This is a genomic window from Zoogloea sp. GW822-FHT05C07, assembly GCF_058800215.1.
The window spans coordinates 4,753,216-4,772,192 of record NZ_CM179510.1; the positions used below are offsets into that span (position 1 = coordinate 4,753,216).

Below are 18,977 nucleotides of genomic sequence, written 5' to 3' on the forward strand. Positions count from 1 at the left end.
TACATTCGCTGGACAGGTGAGTGTTTGAACCGCCCATCGTTCGATCCGTCGACTGCAGCGCTGGTCATGCCACGCTCTCCACCTCCCCGCCGTCCTGCTGGCGCATCTGCTGCAGAACCTGCTGGCGAAAGGCGCGCGGGCTCATCTGCGTGTGCTTGCGGAAGAAGCGGCCGAAATAGGCCTCATCGTTGAATCCCAGCGAGGCCGCCAACTGCTTGACGCTGTTGGGGGTGTAGACCAGGTCGCGCTGGGCCTCGTGGATCAGGCGTGCATTGATCACATCCAGCGCCGATACGCCCAGCAGCTCCCGGCAGATCCGCGATAGCTGGCCGGGTGTCATGCCCATCTCGCCGGCGTAGTCCGACACCGGCTGATGGCTGCGGAATTTCTGGTCCACCAGCGTCCGGAAGCGCTCGACCTGCGCGGCCTTGCGCGACTGGGCAGCCACCGGCGCCGGTTCGAGGACGCTGCTCAGACGCGATATCTGCACCAATAGCGCCGTCAGCAGGGACATGCCGGCGGCGGAGTGGCCCTGGGCGTGGGTGTGGAATTCCCTCTCGGCAGCGAGGAAGAGCGGGAGCAGGCCGTCGGCGTAGCGGCTCGATTCCGCGTGCGGAATCACCGCCGGGCTGCGGATGGTCTGGATCAGCTCGGGCATCAGCATGGCGGCGAGGGATTCCAGCGGCTTCTGTGCTGCCGTGATCACCGGGCCGTCGGTATCGGCCGAGTAGTGGAAGCCATGTACGGTGCGCGCCGGTACCACCACCAAACAGGGTGCGACCATCTGCCACTTGGTGTTGTTCAGCAGGACCTCCCCGCGCCCCTTCTGCATGTACAGGATCTGCAGGAAGCCGTCGTGGGTGTGCGGCTGGATCTGCCAGTTGTACGGCCGCGAGCGTTGCGGAATCCACTCGAAATCGTAGGAATCGTACCAGCCGGGCTGGGCCTGGTCGCCGTACAGGGCGTAGTTGGGAATCGCAGTGCGGCGTGTCGGGGTGTGCACGATTTGTCCTGTTTTTTGCCGGAAATGTGAATCAACGGGGAGGCATTTGCCTCGATACTGAATCCACCAAAATACTTATAGATATATAAGGTGGAGTGATGATATCAAAACCCGTTTCACCGATAAATTCAATACTAATCAGTGAATTAATGCATTGGTGCGGCTTTGCGGCCGAGCCTGCAGCCATCCCGAAAGCCCACGTGTCGTGTTCCGGACTGCCCGGCAGGGAGTGCACGAAATGATGCAGGTGCACAAATCAAGCTGGCTCGGGCTGGATCGAAAAGTCTGTGTTGTGACGGGTGCCGCCAGCGGTATTGGTGCGGCCATCGCCCACAGCCTCGCCGAAGCCGGGGCGAAGGTCGCGCTGCTCGATCGGGATGCGGACGGTTGCCGCGGCGTCGCCGAAAGCCTCGTCGAGGCTGGTGCGGAAGCCATTGGTCTGGGCTGCGACACCTCCAGCGCCGAAGCGGTGGCGATGGCGGCGGCGGCGGTGGCCGAGTCCCTCGGGCCGTGCGACGCGCTCATCAACAACGCCGGCGTGCTCTCCGCTGGCGGGCTGGATACGGTGTCGCTGGAAGACTGGAACCGCGTACTGGCGGTCAATCTCACCGGCTATCTGCTGTGCGCCCGCAGCTTTGCGGCGCAGATGGCGGAGAAGGGCGGCGGCAGCGTGGTCCATGTGGCGTCGATCGCCGCGCACTTTCCGCAGACCCGCAGCGGCGCCTACAGCGCCAGCAAGGCCGGTGTGCTGCTGCTGTCACGCCAGATGGCGGTGGAGTGGGGCGACAAGGGCGTGCGCAGCAATGTGGTGTGCCCCGGCATGATCCGTACCCCGTTGTCGGCGCGTTTCTACGAGGAGCCAGGTTTCGAGCAGAAGCGTGCGGCGGTCACCGCCAGCCGGCGCATCGGCGAGCCGCAGGACATCGCCGACGCGGTGCTCTACCTGGCCAGCCCGCGGGCGGCCTACATCAACGGCGCCGAGCTGGTGGTGGATGGCGGCATGTCCTCGATGCTGATGGATATGGTGCCGCGTCCTGGCTACAACCAGACCGCCTGAGGAGAGACGCATGAACGCACATCCCGACTGCGACCTGCTGGTCGTCGGTTCCGGCGCCGCCGGCCTGGCCACCGCCATCACCGCCCGCAAGCGCGGCCTCGACGTCATCGTCATCGAGAAGGAACCGGTCTTCGGTGGCACCACCGCCCTGTCCGGCGGCGTGCTATGGATTCCCCTCGGGCCGCATGGGCGCAAGCAGAACCCCCGCGACACCCGCGAGGCGGTCAAGACCTACCTGATGGCCGAGACCGGCCAGTACTACGACGAAGCCGCCGTCGATGCCTTTCTCGCCAACGGCCCACAGATGGTCGAGTTCTTCGAGCGCGAGACCTCGATGAAATTCGTGCCGACCCTCTACCCGGACTACCACCCGAAGGTGAAGGGCGGCGTCGATATCGGCCGCTCCATCCTGGCCGCGCCCTTCGACATCCGCGGCCTCGGCGAGGACATGGCGCGCCTCAAGCTGCCGCTGAAGACCATCACCTTCATGGGGATGATGTTCAACTCGTCGAACGCCGACCTGAAGCACTTCTTCCAGGCCACCAAGTCGCTCACGTCCTTCGTGTATGTGGCCAAGCGCCTCGCCAACCACATGAAGGAGCTGGCCCTGTACCGCCGCGCCATCAACGTCACCAGCGGCAACGCGCTGGCCGCGCGGCTGGCCAAGTCGGCTCTCGATCTGGGTATTCCGATCCTCACCGATTCGCCGGCGCGGCAGATCCTGATGGACAAGGAGCAGGCCGTCGGCGTGCTGATCGGCGGCGCCAGCGGCGAGCGGCGCATCACCGCCCGACATGGGGTGGTGCTGGCCTGCGGTGGCTTCCCGCATGACGTCAAGCGCATCGCCCAGGCCTATCCGCACTTGGCCAGGGGCGGTGAGCATCTGTCGCCGACGCCCCGCGGCAACACTGGCGACGGCGTGAACATGGCCGAGGCTGCCGGCGCCGCGGTGGACATCCGCTTCAAGGACACCTCGGCGTGGATGCCGGTCTCTCGCGTGCCCTACGGCAACGGCGAATACGGCGTCTTCCCGCACCTGCTGGACCGCTACAAGCCCGGCATCATCGGTGTGCTGGCCAATGGCAAGCGCTTCACCAACGAGGCCGAGTCCTACCACGACGTGGGTGCTGCGTTGATCCGCGCCTGCGCCGGCCAGTCGGAAACCGCCATGTGGCTGATCTGCGACAAGCCGACCCTTGGCAAGTACGGCCTCGGCTTCGTCAAACCGGCGCCGATGCCCATCGGCCGTTTCATCAAGAACGGCTACCTGATCAAGGGCGACACACTGGCCGAACTGGCGCGCAACGCTGGCATCGACCCGGCCGGCCTCGAAGCCACCGTGCGCGACTACAACGTCGGCGCCGAACGCGGCGAGGACACCGCCTTCGGGCGCGGCAGCACCGCCTTCAACCGTTACCTGGCCGACCCGGACAACAAGCCCAATCCCTGCGTGGCGCCGGTCCGCCAGGGGCCGTTCTTTGCGGTCAAGGTGGTGATGGGCGACCTGGGCACTTTCGACGGAATCAAGACCAGTGTCGTTGGCGAAGTGCTGCGCCGCGACGGGGCGCCGATCGCCGGGTTGTACGCGGTCGGCAACGACCGGGCCAGCATTATGGGCGGCAACTACCCGGGCGCCGGCATCACCCACGGGCCGAACATGACCTTCGGCTTCATCACCGCCAACCACATCGCCGACCAGGCCGGGAGGGCTGCATGAACCCGCATTTCGATCCGGCCGCGCTGCCGCTCATCGACCACCGTATCTACACCATCCGGCTGCGCAAGATGAACGAATTCCTGGAGGTCTTCGACCGGCTCGCGATGCCGATTCTCCTCGAGACCCTCGGCAACCCGGTCGGCGCGTACACCAGCCTGGTCGGGCCGCAGAACCAGTTCGTGCACCTGTGGGCCTACGCGGACCTGGCGGACTACGAACGCCGCAGCCGGGCGCGGGACGCCCATCCGGATTTTCCGGCCTATCTGGCGGCGTCGGCGGACCTGATCGTCGCCCAGGAGACCCGGCTGATCCGCCGGGCTGCGTTGAACACCATGCAGGGACGCTGAGCCATGGCGACCGATCTGCAACGGGTGGCCATCGTCACCGGCGCGGCCGACGGCATCGGCTGGGCCACCGCGCAGGCCCTGGCTGCCGACGGCTGCCGGGTGGCGCTGGTGGATCTGCGCGAGGACCTTGTGCGGCAACGGGCCGATGAGCTGGGCGAAGCGCACCGGGGCTACCGGGCCGATGTTTCCGTCGAAGCCGATGTGGACGCCGTGCCGCGCGCCGTCATCGAGGAATTCGGCCGTGTGGATGTGCTGGTGAACAACGCCGGCGTCGGTGACCAGACCGTGCCGACGCTGGAGCAGAGCGTCGAAGGCTTCGACAGGGTGCTCGCCATCAACCTGCGCGGCAGCTTTCTGTTCAGCCGCGCTGCGGCCAAGGTGATGGTGGAGCAGGGCGGCGGGGCGATCGTCAACCTCGCTTCCATCGCCGCTGTCGCCGGCATTCCTGGCCGCAACGCCTACGGTGCGGCCAAGGCCGGCGTCGCGGCGATGACCCGCTCGATGGCCTGCGAGTGGGCCCGCCGCGGGATCCGCGTCAATGCCGTTGCCCCCGGCTACGTGCGTACCGCGCTGATCGACGATCTTGAACGCCGTGGCGCCTTCGATGCGGCCGCCATCGAGGCCCGCACGCCGCTGGGCCGGATGGCGCGTCCCGAGGAGATCGCCGAGGTCATCGCCTTCCTTGCCTCGCCGCGGGCCAGCTACGTCACCGGCGCCACGCTGCATGCCGATGGCGGCTGGCTGGCCTTCGGCGCACCCGAGAACGCCCTCGGCCCCTGAGCCCGTCCCCACAACCCAAGGAGGAGAACACCACGTCCGCAACACGCCGGGACGGGGCGGGGATGCTTGCGTCCATCGCGTCCGCCACCCGGAGCAGAAAACCATCAATCCCACGGAGGAGAGACACGTGTTAAGCATCAACATCTTCAACGGGCTGGTCTATGGGGCGTTACTCGTCGTAATGTCCTCGGGCCTTGCCCTCATCTACGGGCTGCGCCGGGTGGTGAATTTCGCCCACGGTTCCCTGTACATGCTCGGCGCCTACCTGGGCTACACGGTGGCATCCCATACCAACTTCTGGGTCGCCCAGGTGGCGGTTCCGCTGCTGATGGGCCTGCTCGGCCTGGCTCTCGACCGCTTCGCGTTCCGCCCGCTGCAGGACCGCGACCCGCTCACCGTCATCCTGGTCACCTTCGGCCTGCTGCTGGTCCTCGAGGATCTGGTGCAGACGGTGTGGGGCAAGAGCAACCTGTCGGTGCCGGCGCCGGATGTGCTGAGCGCCTCGGTGGACCTCTTCGGCATGTCGGTGCCGGCCTACCGTATCGCGGTGATCTTTTTCGGCCTGGTTGTGGCCGGCGCGCTGACCCTGTGGCTGCGTTACTCGAAGATGGGCCTGTTCGTGCGTGCCGCCAGCACCGAGCCGACCATCACCTCCATGCAGGGCGTCAACGTGGATCGCCTCAGCGGCCTGGTGGTGGCCGTCGGCACCGCGCTGGCCGGGCTGGCCGGCATCATCGCGGCGCCTTTCCTGTCCCTGTCGCCGTCGATGAGCAGCGACGTGATCATCGACTCCTTCGTGGTCGTGGTTACGGGCGGCCTCGGCAGCCTGTCCGGGGCCTTCGCTGCGGCGCTGCTGCTCGGTCAGGTGCAGGCCGTCGGCGCGGTCTATCTGCCCGAGTTCGCCACGGTGTTGCCCTACGTGCTGATGATGGCTGTGCTGCTGTGGAGGCCGGCGGGTTTTGCCGGGAACCGCGTATGAGCCGCGAACTCACCAACGGGCGTATCGCCGGCGGGGTTGCGGTGGCGCTGGCCGCCGGGGCCGTCGTGGCGCTCACCGTCACGTCGGAAACCGTGCTGTCCCTGCTGACCCAGGCCACCATCTTCGCGATCTTTGCCCTCGGCGTCGGCATCCTGCTGCGCCAGAACGGCATGGTCAGCTTCGGCCACGCGGCCTTCTACGGGCTGGGCGGCTACGTCGTGGCGATCCTGCTGGAACGCCAGCTGATGTCGGCCGAGATGGCGCTGGTCACGGCCTTCTTCGGGATCGCGCTGTTCGCCTTCCTGATCGGCTTCGTGGTGGTGCGGGTACCGGGCATCGCCTTCGGCATGCTGACCCTGGCCCTCGGGCAGATGTTCTACCAGGTGGCGTCCCGTTCGCGGAACCTCACCGGCGGGGCGGATGGCATCAACATCCCGTGGCCCGACACCCTGTTCGGCCTGGATATCTCGCTGCTGACCCGCCAGGACGCGATGTTCTACTTCGCGTGGAGCGGCCTGGTGCTGAGCATCGGCATCGTCGCCGCGCTGATGGCGAGCCGCTTCGGCGCCACCACCGAAGCGATCCGCGACAACGAGGAGCGGGCCCGCTTCATCGGCATCCGGACCCTGCTGCCGCGGGTGCTGATCTTCACCCTGTCGGGCACCGTGACGGCCCTGGCCGGCCTGATGTCGGCCTTCCAGACCGCCTTCGTGTCCCCCGAGAGCATGCACTGGAGCGTCTCCGGCACGGCCCTGATGATGGTCGTCATCGGCGGCTACCGCTACCTGTGGGGGCCGGCCCTCGGCGCCATCGTGTTCTTCATGAGCCGCGATCTGGTGGGCGACTTCGCCCAGCACTGGCTGGCCATCTTCGGTGTGGCGCTGATCGTCGTCATCGTCTTCGCGCCCCAGGGCATCAGCGGCGCGCTGGCCCGCCTGTTCCGGCGCAAGGCCGTCGTGCCCCAGGCCGCCGCAGCCATCATCCCTGAACTGAAGGAACGGACATGAAAGCGCTTTCCCTCGAAGTCGAAGACGTGGCGGTCCACTACGGTGGCGTCAAGGCGGTGGACGGGGTGTCCATCAGCATTCCGCCCGGCGAGGTGCGCGGCCTCATCGGCCCCAACGGCGCCGGCAAGTCCACCATCATCGACGCCATCACCGGACGGCGCCCGCCGACCCGCGGCCGGGTCCGCCTGCGCGGCGAGGACGTCACCGCCCTCGGCGCGCTGGAGCGCCGCCGCCGCGGCCTGTCGCGCTCCTTCCAGCGCACCAGCATCTTCCACGGCATGAAGGTCGGCGCGCAGGTGGAGCTGGCGTCCTGGAAGATCGGTGCCGACAAGCCGGAGGCCGACGCCCGCGAAGTGCTGCGCCAGCTGGATTTGCTCGACATGGCCCAGGTCACCGCCAGCGACCTGGGCTACGGCGAGCAGCGCCGCCTCGACCTGGCCCTGGCGCTGGTCGGCCAGCCCTCGCTGCTGCTCCTCGACGAGCCGATGGCCGGCCTGTCGGCGCAGGAGTCGGAAGACTTGGCGCACCACCTCAAGGTGCTCACCGGGCGCCGCGAGGTGTCGATCCTCCTCGTCGAACACGACATGGACGTGGTGTTCGGCATTTCCAACGCCGTCACGGTGATGGAGCTCGGCCGCGTCATCGCCAGCGGCGCACCCGCCGAGGTGCGCGCCCATCCCCGTGTGCGGGAAGCCTACCTGGGGAGCGCCGCATGAGCACGCTGCTGAAATTCGAGCGGGTGAACGCCTTCTACGGCGCCGCCCACATCCTGCACGACATGAGCCTGGAGATCGCCGCCGGCGAGCGGGTGGCGCTGATCGGCCGCAACGGGGTCGGCAAGACCACCTGCGTGAACACCCTGCTCGGGGTGGCCAGCCTGCGCGGCGGCAGCATCGCCATCGGTGGCAGCGGCCTCAAGAAGCCGCGCCCCTACGTGGCGGCCGGCCTCGGCGTGGCGGTGGTGCCCCAGGGGCGCGGCATCGTCGCCAACCTGAGCGTCGAGGAGAACCTGATCCTCGGCACCGCCGCCGGGCGCAAGGGGCACTGGACCGTCCCGCGCATCTACGAGCTGTTCCCGATCCTCCGCGAGCGGGCCCATACGCCGGGCACCGCGCTGTCCGGCGGCCAGCAGCAGATGCTGGCAATCGGCCGGGCGCTGATGTCCAACCCGGCGTTGGTGATCCTCGACGAGCCGACCGAAGGCCTCGCGCCGGTGATCGTCGACCAGCTGGCGACCATCTTCAACCAGGTGGCCGACCTGGGCACCGCGCTGCTGCTCATTGAGCAGAACCTCAGCCTGGTGGAGCGGGTGGCCCACCGCTACTACGCGATGGCCAAGGGCGCGGTGATCGGCCAGGGGCCGGTGAACGCCGCCGTGATGCACGAACTCAAGGAACACGTGGTCGCCTGAGCGGCCGCGTATCCATCGCATTAGATCCAGCACAACAACAGAGGAGACACTCATGAAGAAGAGCACCAACCTGTTCGGCAAGACCTGCATCGCCCTCGCCATCGGCGCGCTCGCGCCCCTCGGCGCCCACGCCGCGGTGGACAAGGAGCCGCTGCGCATCGGCGCAGTCAGCTCGGTGTCCGGCGTGTTCGCCCAGCAGGGCGAGGAGGTCCTGCGCGGCATCCAGTTCGCGGCGGAGGAGGCCAACCGCAAGGGCGGCGTGGACGGGCGGCAGGTCGCCGTCCAGGTCGCCGACGACGAGAGCACGCCGGAGGCCGGCCGCCGCGTGGCCGAGAAGCTGGCGCGGGACGGCAACAACCTGCTGATCGGCGCCATCCCCACGTCCATCTCCCAGGCCATCTCCCAGAACCTGGAGCGCTGGAACGCCCTGTATGTGGTCGTCGCCAGCAAGGGCGACCGGCTCACCGGCGAGGCCTGCAAGCCGCGCATGTTCCGCACCAACCACTCCGACGCGATGGACATGGCGATGTTCACCGAGTGGATGAAGGGCGTGAAGGAGAAGAACTTCGCGGTCATCGCCGCCGACTACGCCTGGGGCCGCGACTCGGCGGAATTCTTCGCCAAGCAGGCCAAGTCCCTCGGCAAGAGTGTCCCGGTCAGCCTGTTCCCGCCCCTCGGCACCAAGGACTTCGCTCCCTACATCGCGCAGATCAAGGATGCCCCCAACGTGGACGGCATCTGGGTGGCGCTCGCCGGCCGCGACCTGATCGCGTTCACCAAGCAGGCTAAGGAGTTCGGCCTGACCAGCAAGCGCATCATCGGCCACGCCGCGATCATGGACTTCGTGGTCAAGGCTACCGGTGACGCCACCAAGGGCGTGTGGGGCAACATCGGCTACGGTGCCGAGATCGACACGCCGGCCAACCAGGCCTTCGTGGCGGCCTGGAAGGCCAAGTACAAGCGCGTGCCCACCGAGAACGAGGGCCAGGCCTACAACGGCGCGCAGGCGATCTTCGAGGGGGTGCGCAAGGCCGGCAGCGTCAAGCCGGCCGACGTGGCCGCGGCGCTGCGCGGGCTGAGCTACGACAGCGTGTACGGCAAGGTCAACATGCGTGCCGAAGACAACCAGCTGGTGCTGCCGAGCTACATCGGCCAGGTCAAGGTGGTGGACGGCCAGCCGCGCCCGGTCATCGAGAAGCGTTACGACGTGGCTCTGGTGCCTGCGCCCAATGGCAGCTGCAAGCTGAAGTAAGCCCATCCGCCGCCGGCGCGCCCGGCGGCGTCCCCACCGGCACCCGTTCGCGGTGCCGGCCTGAATCCATATCACTTTTTTCGCATCGCCCCTGACCGGGCGAGGGGGGCGTTTTTTCGCGATTTTTCGCCGGCACGGAGCGAGCCCCGCCGTTCCACCCACACGTCACAAGGAGGAGACAAGAATGCACAAATACGAGATCAGCCACTTCCGCCACACCTGCCTGGCCCTGGGCATTGCCGCGGCCTGCGCCGGCAGCAGCACCGCAATGGCCGGCGAGCAGGAACTGCAGGCCCAGATCGACCTTCTGGCCAAGCAGCTGCAGGCCTTGCAGACCCAGCTCGCCGAGCAGAAGGCCGCGCCGGCGCCGGCCGCCGTGGCGAGCGGCGGAGAGGCCGCCAGCGGCCCTGGGCGCTTCCGTTTCAGCGTGTCCGGCACCCTCGACGCCGCCCTCGGCAGCCAGGGCAACGTGGCGCCCGGCAATGCTGCCTCGCAAGGGCAGACCACCAAGTTCTTTAACGCCGGGCTGGCCACCAGCAACCTGGCTTTTACCGGCTCCACCGAGCTTAGCGACGGGCTGACGGCGCTGTTCAAGCTGGATACCGAGCTGCTGACCTCCACTGGCGCCAACCTGGTGTCGGCCAGCGGGCAGATCGCCCCGTCGAGCTACAACGCCGGCAACGGCAGCGGCGTGGTCTTCAACCGGGCGGCCTATGTTGGTCTGGCAGGGCGCTACGGCACGCTGACCCTCGGGCGCCAGCAGACCGTGGCGGTGGACGCGGTGGTGAAGGTGGAGGCGTCCAACTTCACCAACTTCTTCATGTCCTCGGCCTACGGCGCGTGGGGCCTCGGCAACGCGATCTACGGCCAGGGCCTGCTCAACACCGCCGCCGGCAAGTATTCGCCCGGCGTCGCCAACAACCTGGATTCCCGCGACAACGCGGTGATCAAGTACACCAGCCCGGTCATCGGCGGCGCTCGCCTGATCGCCGGTTACAGCCCCGGCGCCATCGCCGGCAGCGGCTCGATGGGGAGCAAGGCGGCGCTGGGCGCCACCTACGACGTGGGCAACCTGAGCGTCGGCGGCTCCTACACCGAGTGGCATCCGGTGGACGTGCTCACCAATCAGGACGCCCGCTACCGCCTCGGCAACTTCGGCGTCGCCTACCGCATCGGCGCCCTCAGCCTGCGCGCCGCGATGGGGCACACCGCGCTGCCGGCCGTCACCGTGAAGGACACCACCAACACCAACGTCACGTATTCCGCCGCCGATGCGTCGGTGAAGAGCGTCGGCGCCATCTACTCGGTCAATCCGCGGCTCGACCTGATGCTGTCCTACTACATCAAGCATTACGACATCGCAGACGGCAACAAGCCGCGCGTTGACACCCTGGGCCTCGGCGCCACCTGGCTGCTGTACAAGAACGCCAAGCTCTACGCGCTGTTCGACAACGCCCATTCCCGCGGCGACAACGGGGCCAACCAGACCCTCGGCGGCCACAGCTCGGCCAACGCGGTGGCGATGGGCTTCTCCTACGCCTTCAACGCGGATCTGCTGCGCTGACGGTGCCCTAGCCTGATGCGGCGGCGAGCAGCTTCTCGGCGCAGCTCGTCCGCCCGCTCCGCGCCAGGCCACGGTGGCAGGCCCGGCTCCCCGGATGCGAGTTTGCGGGCCCTGCGGCGGCGGGCGTCTCGCTGCCAAGCGCAGTATTCCTTGGACTTCCGTTCCCGCGCACCATATAAAAAGAACTGACGCATCGAGTTCGGGGCCGTGATTGCCATGAAGCACCGGGATCTGCTCGTTTTGCTTATGACTTTTGCCGCGGGACTGTGCTGGACCGCGAGCGCCGATGCGTACTGCACGACGCGGGAGCGCATCCAGCTGCGCAACGAAGGCGTGGCGCCGCTGGAGATCGATCGCCTGTGCGGCGTGCCGGTACAACAGCAGGCGCCCCTGCGTTCGATGCCGCCGATGCAGCAGCGTCTGCCGATGGCCACTGTCTGCGCCACCAACGCCGGGCTGTGCCCGATGGCGGTCGGCATGCCGGTCGGGGCGGCCTGTGCCTGCTACACCCAGTGGGGTGCGGTGCCGGGCGTGGCGCGCTAGGGGCGGACCATGGCCGACATCTTTCTGAGCTACGCACATCCCGACCGGGCACGGGCCGAGGCCCTGGCCAAGGTGCTGTCCGAGCATTTCGCGGTGTGGTGGGACGCCGACCTCGACGCGGCGAGCACTTGGCGCAGCGAGCTCGAAGAGCAGATCGACGGCGCCCGCTGCGTCGTCGTGCTGTGGACCGAGGCGGCGCGGGCCAGCGATTTCGTGCGCTCCGAAGCGAGCCGGGCGGCCCAGCGGCGGGCGCTGCTGCAGGTCTGCCTGGATGGCGACGGCGTGCCCCTCGGCTTCACCGAATCCCAATGGCTGGACCTGCGTGCGTGGACCGGCGACCCGGCCGATCCGCTGCTGCGCGACAACTTCGTGGTGCCCATCGAGAAGCGCGTGCGCGGCGCCCGTTCGGCCTTGCTGGTCGGCGTGGATGCCTACGCCCACGCGACGGGTTTCCCGGTGCCGGCCACCGCGTCGGCCAACGTGGACGCGCTGCGCGACGTGCTCGGCAAGGAGGACGCGCACTTCGAGATCGAGTGCCTGCTCAACCCGGAAAAGACGGCGCTGATGAAGAGCCTGCAGAAGGTCTTCAAGGATGCGCTGCCCAACGACACGGTGCTGTTCTACTACTGCGGCCATGCCAAGCTGTCGGCCCGCGGCGACCTCTACCTGTGCCCCAACGACTCGGAACTCGACTACCTGGATGCGACGGCGATCTCGATGGAGTGGATCGCCAAGCGGGCCCTCAACGAGAGCGCCGCCGGCCAGCTGGTGATCATGCTCGACTGCCTCTTCAGCCTGACGCCGGAGGCCAGCGGACAGGTGGACATCCCCTCCATCCTGGTGGCCAACCTGGGCCAGGGCCAGGGCAAGTACCTGCTGTCCGGCTGCACCGTGATGGACCGGGACGTGGCCGACAAGGGCAGCGCGGTGTCGCGCATGGTGCGCTGGTTCGTGCACGGCGTGACGACCTTCGAGGCGGACGACGGCGACAGCATCCTTACCGCGGACGAGATCTGCCGCTATGTGCAGGCCCGCATCGACGCCGAGGCGCCCGACCTGAAGGCGATCAGCAAGGGCTTCAACACCAATTCGAGCCGCGGTGAGATCGCCCGCCGCACCGCCGCGGCGCCGACGGCCACCGCGCTGCGCGGCAACCGGGAGTTCTTCCTGGCCATCCGCGGATGCCTGGACGAGGGGCGGCTGGTGCCGCTGGTCGGCGACGGGGTGTTCGGCAGCGGCCCGCTGAGTTCCTTCCGGCTGGTCAGCGCGCTGATCCAGACCGCCGGGCTGGAGGCCGGCATGCGCATCGACGAGCGCTACCCGCTGGCCACTGCTGCCGAATACCTGCTACTGGTCTTCGGCGGCGAGCGTGGTGCCTTCCTCAGGCGCCTCACCGCGGTGCTGCAGGAGCAGAGCCAGAGCCCGGTGCTGCCCGGCACGCACCGCTTCCTGGCAGCGATGACGAGCCCGTGGATCGTCGTGTCGGCCAGCTATGACTGGGTCTTCGAGAACCTGCTGGAGCAGTCGGGCGTGCCGTTCACGGTAGTGACCCATATCCTCAGCGCCGAGGACGACGAGCTGGACGGCCGCCTGCTGGTGATCCGCCGCGGCGGGCAGACGCCGGGTGTGGAGGTGAAGCTGGCCGACAACTGGCTGCTGTCCGACCTGGGCGAGCATGGCGACCGCATCATCTACAAGATCGTCGGCTCGCCGTTCGCCAACGCGCTGGCCGATCCACGCTCCGGCATCGACACGGTGGTGATCACGGAGAGCGACCATGTGACCTTCCTCGGCCGCCTGGAGAACGAGCACACCAAGCCGCCGAGCGCCTTCTCGCGGCGCCTTCAGAAGAGCGCGCTGCTGTTCCTGGGCTACAACCTGGACGTGTGGCATTACCGCCTCGTCGGGCACATCTTCAGCAGCGAGGGGCAGGTCCGGCCGCGGCGGCGCTACGCGGTGCGCACCGCGGTATCGCCGATCGAGGAGCGCTTCTGGGCCCAGCTGGTGGCTGCCGAGGATCGCCTGCAGTCCGACTGCGACGCCTTCGTGCAGACCCTCGGCCAGTTCAAGTAGGAGACGGCGCCATGTCCAGCAGGCCGAAAGCGGCTGTTCCCGACGATGGCAGCGAGCCCTACGTCGGGCTGAAGCCCTACACCGAGGCCGAGCGGGACCGCTTCTTCGGCCGCGAGCGGGATGCTCAACTGCTTATCAACAAACTGTTCTCCCACCCGCTGACGCTGCTCTACGCGCCGTCCGGCGTCGGTAAGACCTCGTTGCTGCGGGCGCTGGTGATTCCCGCGCTGGCCGCCGAGGAGGCCCAGGTGGTCTACGTGGACCGCTGGTGTGGCGCCGATCCCTGCGTGACGGTTGCCGAGGCGGTGGCGACGGTCGACCGCGCGCTCGGCGCCGCGCAGCTGAGCGAGGCCGCCAGGGCGCGCCTGCAGGCCGACGGGCGCACGCTGGTGCTGATCCTCGACCAGTTCGAGGAGTACCTGCAGCGCCACGCCGGCGAACTGGGGCAGCTGCCGGCAGCCATCGGCGCGCTGCTGCGGGCGTCCCTTGATGTACGGTTGGTGCTGTCCTTCCGCGAGGAATTTCTGGCCAGCGTGGATGCCTGCCTGCGCGACCACGTGCTGTCCCTGTTCGCGTCCACCTTCCATCTGGAGCACCTCAACCGGGAGCAGGCGGCCGAGGCGATCCGCGCGCCGGTGCTGAAGTGCGGCGGCACTTGCGACGAGCTGCTGGTGAGCCAGCTGCTCGACGACCTGATGCCCGGCGACGGGCCCCGCGCGGGCCGGCGGTTGTTCGACGGCGGCATCGAGCTGCCCATCCTGCAGCTGATCTGCCGCCGCCTGTGGCTGGTGGCGCGGGCGGCGGGGGTGCGCGGCCTGCGCCTGCAGGACTACCGGGCTCTCGGCGGGCGGGGCGGCATCATCTCGGTGTACCTGGAAGAGGTGGTCGGCAACTTCGGCTTCTTCCTGTTTCATGATGCGGCCAAGGTCCTCAAGGCGCTGGCGCCGCGCAGCGGCGTGAAGATCGCCTATCCGGTGGAAGCCCTGCAGGCCCAGGCGCGGGTGCGGGCGGCGCGGGTGCGGCGCGTGCTCGGGGTGCTGGAGCGGCATCGCATCGTGCGGACCCGCGAGGGCAGCGGCGGCGTGAGCTACGAGCTGCAGCACGATGCCTTCATCGACATCATCCGGCCTTGGGTGGACCGCTACTTCCTGCGCCGGCGCCGCTTCCTGGGAGGGCTGGCGGCCTGCGTGCTGGTGCTGGGCTTCGGCGTCAATGCCTGGTTGTGGCGCCAGGAACTGCGCCGAGGCGATGCCCGGCGGGAGGCCGCCGAGCTGACCGACAGGATAGACGTGGATACCCGCCAGACGCTGGAGGCGGCCCTGGCGCTGGCGCGCCGGGTGGACGACCGCAATGTGCGCAGCACGCTGCGCCTGGCCGTCGCCAACTTCCTGCAGAGCCCGGCGCTGTTGCCGCACCAGGGGGCGGCCAACGGCGTGGTGTTCAGCCGCGACGGCCGCTGGGTGTTGAGCGCCGGCGACGACGGCGAAGCGCATCTGGTGAATCGCCACTCGCTGGCCGTGGAGGCGCGGGTGAAGCATGGCGGGCCGGTGGTGGCGGTGGCGGCGAGCGCCGATGGGCGGCGCTTCCTGTCCGCCGGGCGGGACGGCGTGCTGCGGGTGTGGGACGAGGCGGGCCGCGACCTGATGCGCTGCGGCGGGGACGGCGGCGCCCCGTGGGTGGACGCCGATCTGAGCCGGGAGGGCACGCGGGCGGTCGGCATCCGCGAGGACGGCAAGGGCGGGGCGGAACTGCTGCTGGTGCCGGTGGCCGAGCCCTGCGCGATGACACGCCTGTCCGGGCACTTCGGCAACGTCGGGTCGGCGGTGTTCGACGAAAGCGGCGGGCGGGTGCTGTCCTTCGGCAACAACGACAACACGGCCCGCCTGTGGAACGCGGCCACCGGCGCCTTGCTGGCGACGCTGACCCATCCGGACGAAGTCCTGTCGGCCAGCTTTTCGAGCGATGGCAGCGAAGTGGCGGTGGCCGTGGCCAACGGCGAAATCTACCGGTGGACCACCCGCGGCCACGTGATCGGCCGCCCGCTGGAGATTCCGGTGCCGGCCGGCCAGCCGCCGGTGCTGCCGACGGCGGCCCGTCACAGTCCGGACGGCAAGCGCCTGGCAGTGGCCGGCTCGGACGGACAGATCTACCTGTGGACGCTGGGGCAGGGCGAGGCGCCGCCGCCCAAACCGCCGCTGCATCTGGACGGCATTCATGCCGGCGGGGCGCTGGGCGTGGCCTTCAGTGCCGACGGCACGCGGCTGGTGTCCTTCGGCGTGGACGACACGGTGCGGGTGTGGGACGACCCCTTCGAATTCCGCGCGCGGGAGTTCCGCGGCCACAGCCAGGGGGTGCGTGCGGCGGTGTTTGCGCCGGATGGCCAGCACCTGGCGAGCGCCGGCGCCGACGGGGCAGTGCGGCTATGGCGCCTGCAGAGCCTGGATTTCCTGACGCCGACGGGCAATGGATTGATCCTCAGCAGCGCCGGGAGGTACAGCTTCCGGCTGGCCAGCGGGCAGCTCTTCGAAACTTCGCTGCCGGAGCAGTTGCGCGACCTGCTGGGCAAGGGCGAGAGCGTGCGCTCGGCGGTCTTCAGCCGGGACGAGTCGCTGCTGGCGCTCGGGCTGACCGACGGCCGGCTGCGCCTGATACGCAGCGCCGATGGCCAGATCCTGTTCCAGAGCGACGATGCGGATGGGCCGATCTTTGCGCTGGCCTTCGATCAGGACGGTCGCCGCCTGGCCAGCGGCGGTTCCGACGGACGGTTGCGCCGCTACGAGGTGCGGGCGCTGCGCGCCGATCACAGCGGCATTCCAGCCCATGCGGGGCCGGTGATGAGCGTGGACATCAGCCCGGACGGCACCTTGCTGGTGAGCACCGGAGCCGATGGCGCGGCGCGCGTGTGGGCCTGGAACGGCGGCAAGACACCGCTCAGTACGCTGGAAGGTGAAGCCGACCGGGTGCGGGACGCCCGTTTCAGCGCGGATGGCCGGCGCATCATCAAGCGTAATGGCGACCGGATCACCCCGTTCGACGGCGAGGCCTGGGCGCGTTCCGATCAGGAGCTGACAGGCTTTGCACTCAAGCTGCTCAACACCGGGGCGCCATAAAAATGTTTGCAGTATTTTTCAATTGATGTGTATTTGTTGAATTTTGCAAATAAACAATTAAATCGACAAAATCAATAAAACGCGTTTAGAATACGCTCATCGAATGCCCGATGAGACATGTGACGCGCAATGACTGCCGAGACGATTTTGACCCAGACATGTTCGACCCGCGATGCGGCTCGCCTGCTCGGCATCAGCGTACGTACGGCTCAGCTTTGGGTGGAGGAGGGGCGCCTGCAAGCCTGGAAAACGCCGGGGGGACACCGGCGAATCCTGGTTGGATCGGTCGACCGGTTGCTGCTCGAGCAGCGTTGCGTCGGCATCCATACCCCCGTGCCCTTTGGCATGCTGCTCGTCATGGACGACGAGACGGAGCGCCATGCGCTGCAGGGTGCGCTCGGCGAGCGGTTGCCGGAGTGCCTGGTGACATCCACGGGCTGCCCCTACGACGGCCTGCTCCGGGTCGGTGAGATGGCACCGGACGTCTTCGTCGTGGATTGGCGTATCGGCGGACTTGATGCCGCCCGCATGGCCCACGTGCTGCTCGGCCGGGCGCGCAAGCAGCGGCTGCTGGTCGTGGTGCTGGCGGCGTCGGACAGGGCGCGGGACGAGGCCCGGGCGCATCTGCCAGAGGCGGCGGTGCTGGTGGACGCGCCGGTGGATGGCGACGGCCTGGCCGCGACCGTGCGCGCCTTCCTGGGAATAGGCAGCCGGCGGCGCGCTTCGTTGTCGGCCTGCCGGCTGGAGGCCGTGCTGTAGGCGTCGGGGCCCTCGGTCCGGCGTGATCTCCCTGTCATGAATCCGACATCGCGACAGGCGCTCGACGGCTTTCCGACATAGCCGCGGGGCCGGATCGGCCTTTTCCGTGGGGGATGCCGACAGTGGCCCCCCTCTTGCTTCGGGCTTGCCTCTGCCGTGCTCCGCGCACGTGGCACGGCGCCATCGCCCGAGGAATTCTGTCCATGAAGTTCTACATGACGCCCGGCTCGTGCTCGACCGGCATCCATATCCTGCTTGAAGAGGTGGGGGCCGTCTTCGAGGTCTATATCGTCAATCTGCCGGCCGGCGGGCATCTTGAGCCCGACTACGTGGCGATCAATCCCAAGTCCACCATCCCAACGCTGGTCCGCAAGGACGGCAGGCCGATCACGGAGTTCCAGGCGATCGCCTGGTGGCTGGCGCGCCAATATCCCAAGCAGCACCTGCTGCCCGAGGGGGCGGACGGCGAGGTGAGGGTGCTGGAGGTGATGGACTACGTGGTCGGCACGATCCACGGCCAGGGCTTCACGCGGATCTTCACGACGCCCAACTTCACCCCTAACCCGGCGGACCACGACGTGGTGCGCGCCCGCGGCCGGGAGATCGTCGAGCGGGGTTTCGAGGTCATGGACGCCCAGCTGGCCGGGCGGGAGTTCATTGCCGGCAACTTTTCCATTGCCGATGCGGCGCTGTTCTACACGGAGTTCTGGGCCGACAAGCTGAAGATGAAGCTGCCGCCGAACTGCCGCGAACACTACCTGCGCATGCTGGAGCGGCCGGCGGTGCGCCAGGTGCTGCGGGAAGAGGGCTACCGCGTGTGACGGTGCGGCGGCCCGCGGTCCGGGCCGCTGTCAGTCGGCTGGCGGTACGGCAAGGTACTGCGCGTCGTTGACGTGCTCGAGCCAGTCGACGACCTTGCCGTCCAGCGCCTCGGCAATCGCGATGTGGGTCATCGCGGTGCCCGCCGCGGCGCCGTGCCAGTGTTTCACGCCGGGCGGAATCCATACGATATCGCCTGGGTGGATGCGCTGCACCGGCCCCCCAAAGGACTGCACCAGCCCGCTGCCGGCGGTGACGATCAGCGTCTGCCCGAGGGGATGGGTGTGCCAGGCGGTGCGGGCGCCCGGTTCGAAGCTCACGCTCGCGCCGCCGACCCGTGCCGGCGCCGTGCCCTGGAAGGGCGAGTCGATGCGCACCGTGCCGGTGAAGTAGTCGGCCGGACCCGCCACCGACGCCTGTGTGCCGATCCGCGTGACCCGGACGTGCTGCGTGTCGTCGCCCAGCGCGGGGGCGGCCAGGGGAGCGAGCAGGACCGCTGCGGCTGCCAATGTTTTCATTGCATGTTCCTTTCGATGATTGAGCGGCACATGGCCGC

At 68.3% G+C, this 18,977-nt stretch carries 17 protein-coding genes; 15 read left to right on the forward strand and 2 right to left on the reverse strand.

Annotated elements, in window-relative coordinates; genetic code table 11:
- Positions 1-64 precede the first annotated feature (64 nt).
- The gene (locus AC3QL2_RS21910) at positions 65-1,003 is read right to left on the reverse strand and encodes a helix-turn-helix domain-containing protein (RefSeq protein ID WP_493232432.1); all 939 of its coding nucleotides are present in this window, start codon (positions 1,001-1,003) and stop codon (positions 65-67) included.
- Positions 1,004-1,241: 238 nt separating this feature from the next.
- On the opposite strand from AC3QL2_RS21910, the gene AC3QL2_RS21915 reads away from it, so the two are divergent.
- The 15 genes from AC3QL2_RS21915 to AC3QL2_RS21985 all read left to right on the forward strand — a co-directional run bounded on the left by AC3QL2_RS21915 (position 1,242) and on the right by AC3QL2_RS21985 (position 18,423).
- Entirely contained in the window at positions 1,242-2,060 is an 819-nt protein-coding gene (locus AC3QL2_RS21915; RefSeq protein ID WP_493232433.1) for an SDR family NAD(P)-dependent oxidoreductase, read from the forward strand.
- Positions 2,061-2,070: 10 nt separating this feature from the next.
- Positions 2,071-3,777: an FAD-dependent oxidoreductase gene (locus tag AC3QL2_RS21920; RefSeq protein ID WP_493232434.1), complete on the forward strand. Its 1,707-nt coding sequence runs from the start codon at positions 2,071-2,073 to the stop codon at positions 3,775-3,777.
- A complete protein-coding gene (locus AC3QL2_RS21925; protein ID WP_493232435.1) occupies positions 3,774-4,124 on the forward strand; it encodes an NIPSNAP family protein in 351 nt (116 codons plus the stop codon). The genes AC3QL2_RS21920 and AC3QL2_RS21925 overlap by 4 nt, the downstream gene beginning before the upstream one ends.
- Before the next feature lie 3 nt (positions 4,125-4,127).
- Positions 4,128-4,904: an SDR family NAD(P)-dependent oxidoreductase gene (locus tag AC3QL2_RS21930; protein WP_493232436.1), complete on the forward strand. Its 777-nt coding sequence runs from the start codon at positions 4,128-4,130 to the stop codon at positions 4,902-4,904.
- 127 nt (positions 4,905-5,031) lie between these two features.
- On the forward strand, positions 5,032-5,883 hold the full coding sequence (locus tag AC3QL2_RS21935; protein ID WP_493232437.1) for a branched-chain amino acid ABC transporter permease: 852 nt from the start codon (positions 5,032-5,034) through the stop codon (positions 5,881-5,883).
- Positions 5,880-6,890 carry a branched-chain amino acid ABC transporter permease gene (locus AC3QL2_RS21940; protein ID WP_493232438.1) on the forward strand — a complete coding sequence of 337 codons (1,011 nt, stop codon included), beginning with the start codon at positions 5,880-5,882 and terminating at the stop codon, positions 6,888-6,890. The genes AC3QL2_RS21935 and AC3QL2_RS21940 overlap by 4 nt, the downstream gene beginning before the upstream one ends.
- Positions 6,887-7,606, forward strand: a complete 720-nt coding sequence (locus AC3QL2_RS21945; RefSeq protein WP_493232439.1) for an ABC transporter ATP-binding protein — start codon at positions 6,887-6,889, stop codon at positions 7,604-7,606. Before AC3QL2_RS21940 ends, AC3QL2_RS21945 begins: the two co-directional genes overlap by 4 nt.
- Positions 7,603-8,301: an ABC transporter ATP-binding protein gene (locus AC3QL2_RS21950; RefSeq protein WP_493232440.1), complete on the forward strand. Its 699-nt coding sequence runs from the start codon at positions 7,603-7,605 to the stop codon at positions 8,299-8,301. Before AC3QL2_RS21945 ends, AC3QL2_RS21950 begins: the two co-directional genes overlap by 4 nt.
- Before the next feature lie 52 nt (positions 8,302-8,353).
- Entirely contained in the window at positions 8,354-9,553 is a 1,200-nt protein-coding gene (locus AC3QL2_RS21955; RefSeq protein ID WP_493232441.1) for an ABC transporter substrate-binding protein, read from the forward strand.
- A 184-nt stretch (positions 9,554-9,737) separates the two neighbouring features.
- Positions 9,738-11,117 carry a porin gene (locus tag AC3QL2_RS21960; protein WP_493232442.1) on the forward strand — a complete coding sequence of 460 codons (1,380 nt, stop codon included), beginning with the start codon at positions 9,738-9,740 and terminating at the stop codon, positions 11,115-11,117.
- A gap of 246 nt (positions 11,118-11,363) precedes the next feature.
- Positions 11,364-11,660, forward strand: coding sequence for a hypothetical protein (locus AC3QL2_RS21965; RefSeq protein WP_493232443.1), 297 nt, complete (start codon positions 11,364-11,366; stop codon positions 11,658-11,660).
- Positions 11,661-11,669: 9 nt separating this feature from the next.
- Positions 11,670-13,733, forward strand: a complete 2,064-nt coding sequence (locus AC3QL2_RS21970; protein ID WP_493232444.1) for a TIR domain-containing protein — start codon at positions 11,670-11,672, stop codon at positions 13,731-13,733.
- An 11-nt stretch (positions 13,734-13,744) separates the two neighbouring features.
- Positions 13,745-16,843, forward strand: a complete 3,099-nt coding sequence (locus AC3QL2_RS21975) for an nSTAND1 domain-containing NTPase (RefSeq protein WP_493232445.1) — start codon at positions 13,745-13,747, stop codon at positions 16,841-16,843.
- Between the two features lie 129 nt (positions 16,844-16,972).
- Positions 16,973-17,602, forward strand: coding sequence for a helix-turn-helix domain-containing protein (locus AC3QL2_RS21980; protein ID WP_493232446.1), 630 nt, complete (start codon positions 16,973-16,975; stop codon positions 17,600-17,602).
- Positions 17,603-17,805: 203 nt separating this feature from the next.
- On the forward strand, positions 17,806-18,423 hold the full coding sequence (locus AC3QL2_RS21985) for a glutathione S-transferase family protein (RefSeq protein ID WP_493232447.1): 618 nt from the start codon (positions 17,806-17,808) through the stop codon (positions 18,421-18,423).
- A 30-nt stretch (positions 18,424-18,453) separates the two neighbouring features.
- Here the strand turns inward: AC3QL2_RS21985 and AC3QL2_RS21990 are convergent, their stop codons facing one another.
- Complete coding sequence (locus AC3QL2_RS21990) at positions 18,454-18,939, reverse strand: (R)-mandelonitrile lyase (RefSeq protein WP_493232448.1); 486 nt, start codon at positions 18,937-18,939, stop codon at positions 18,454-18,456.
- Between the last annotated feature and the right edge of the window lie 38 nt (positions 18,940-18,977).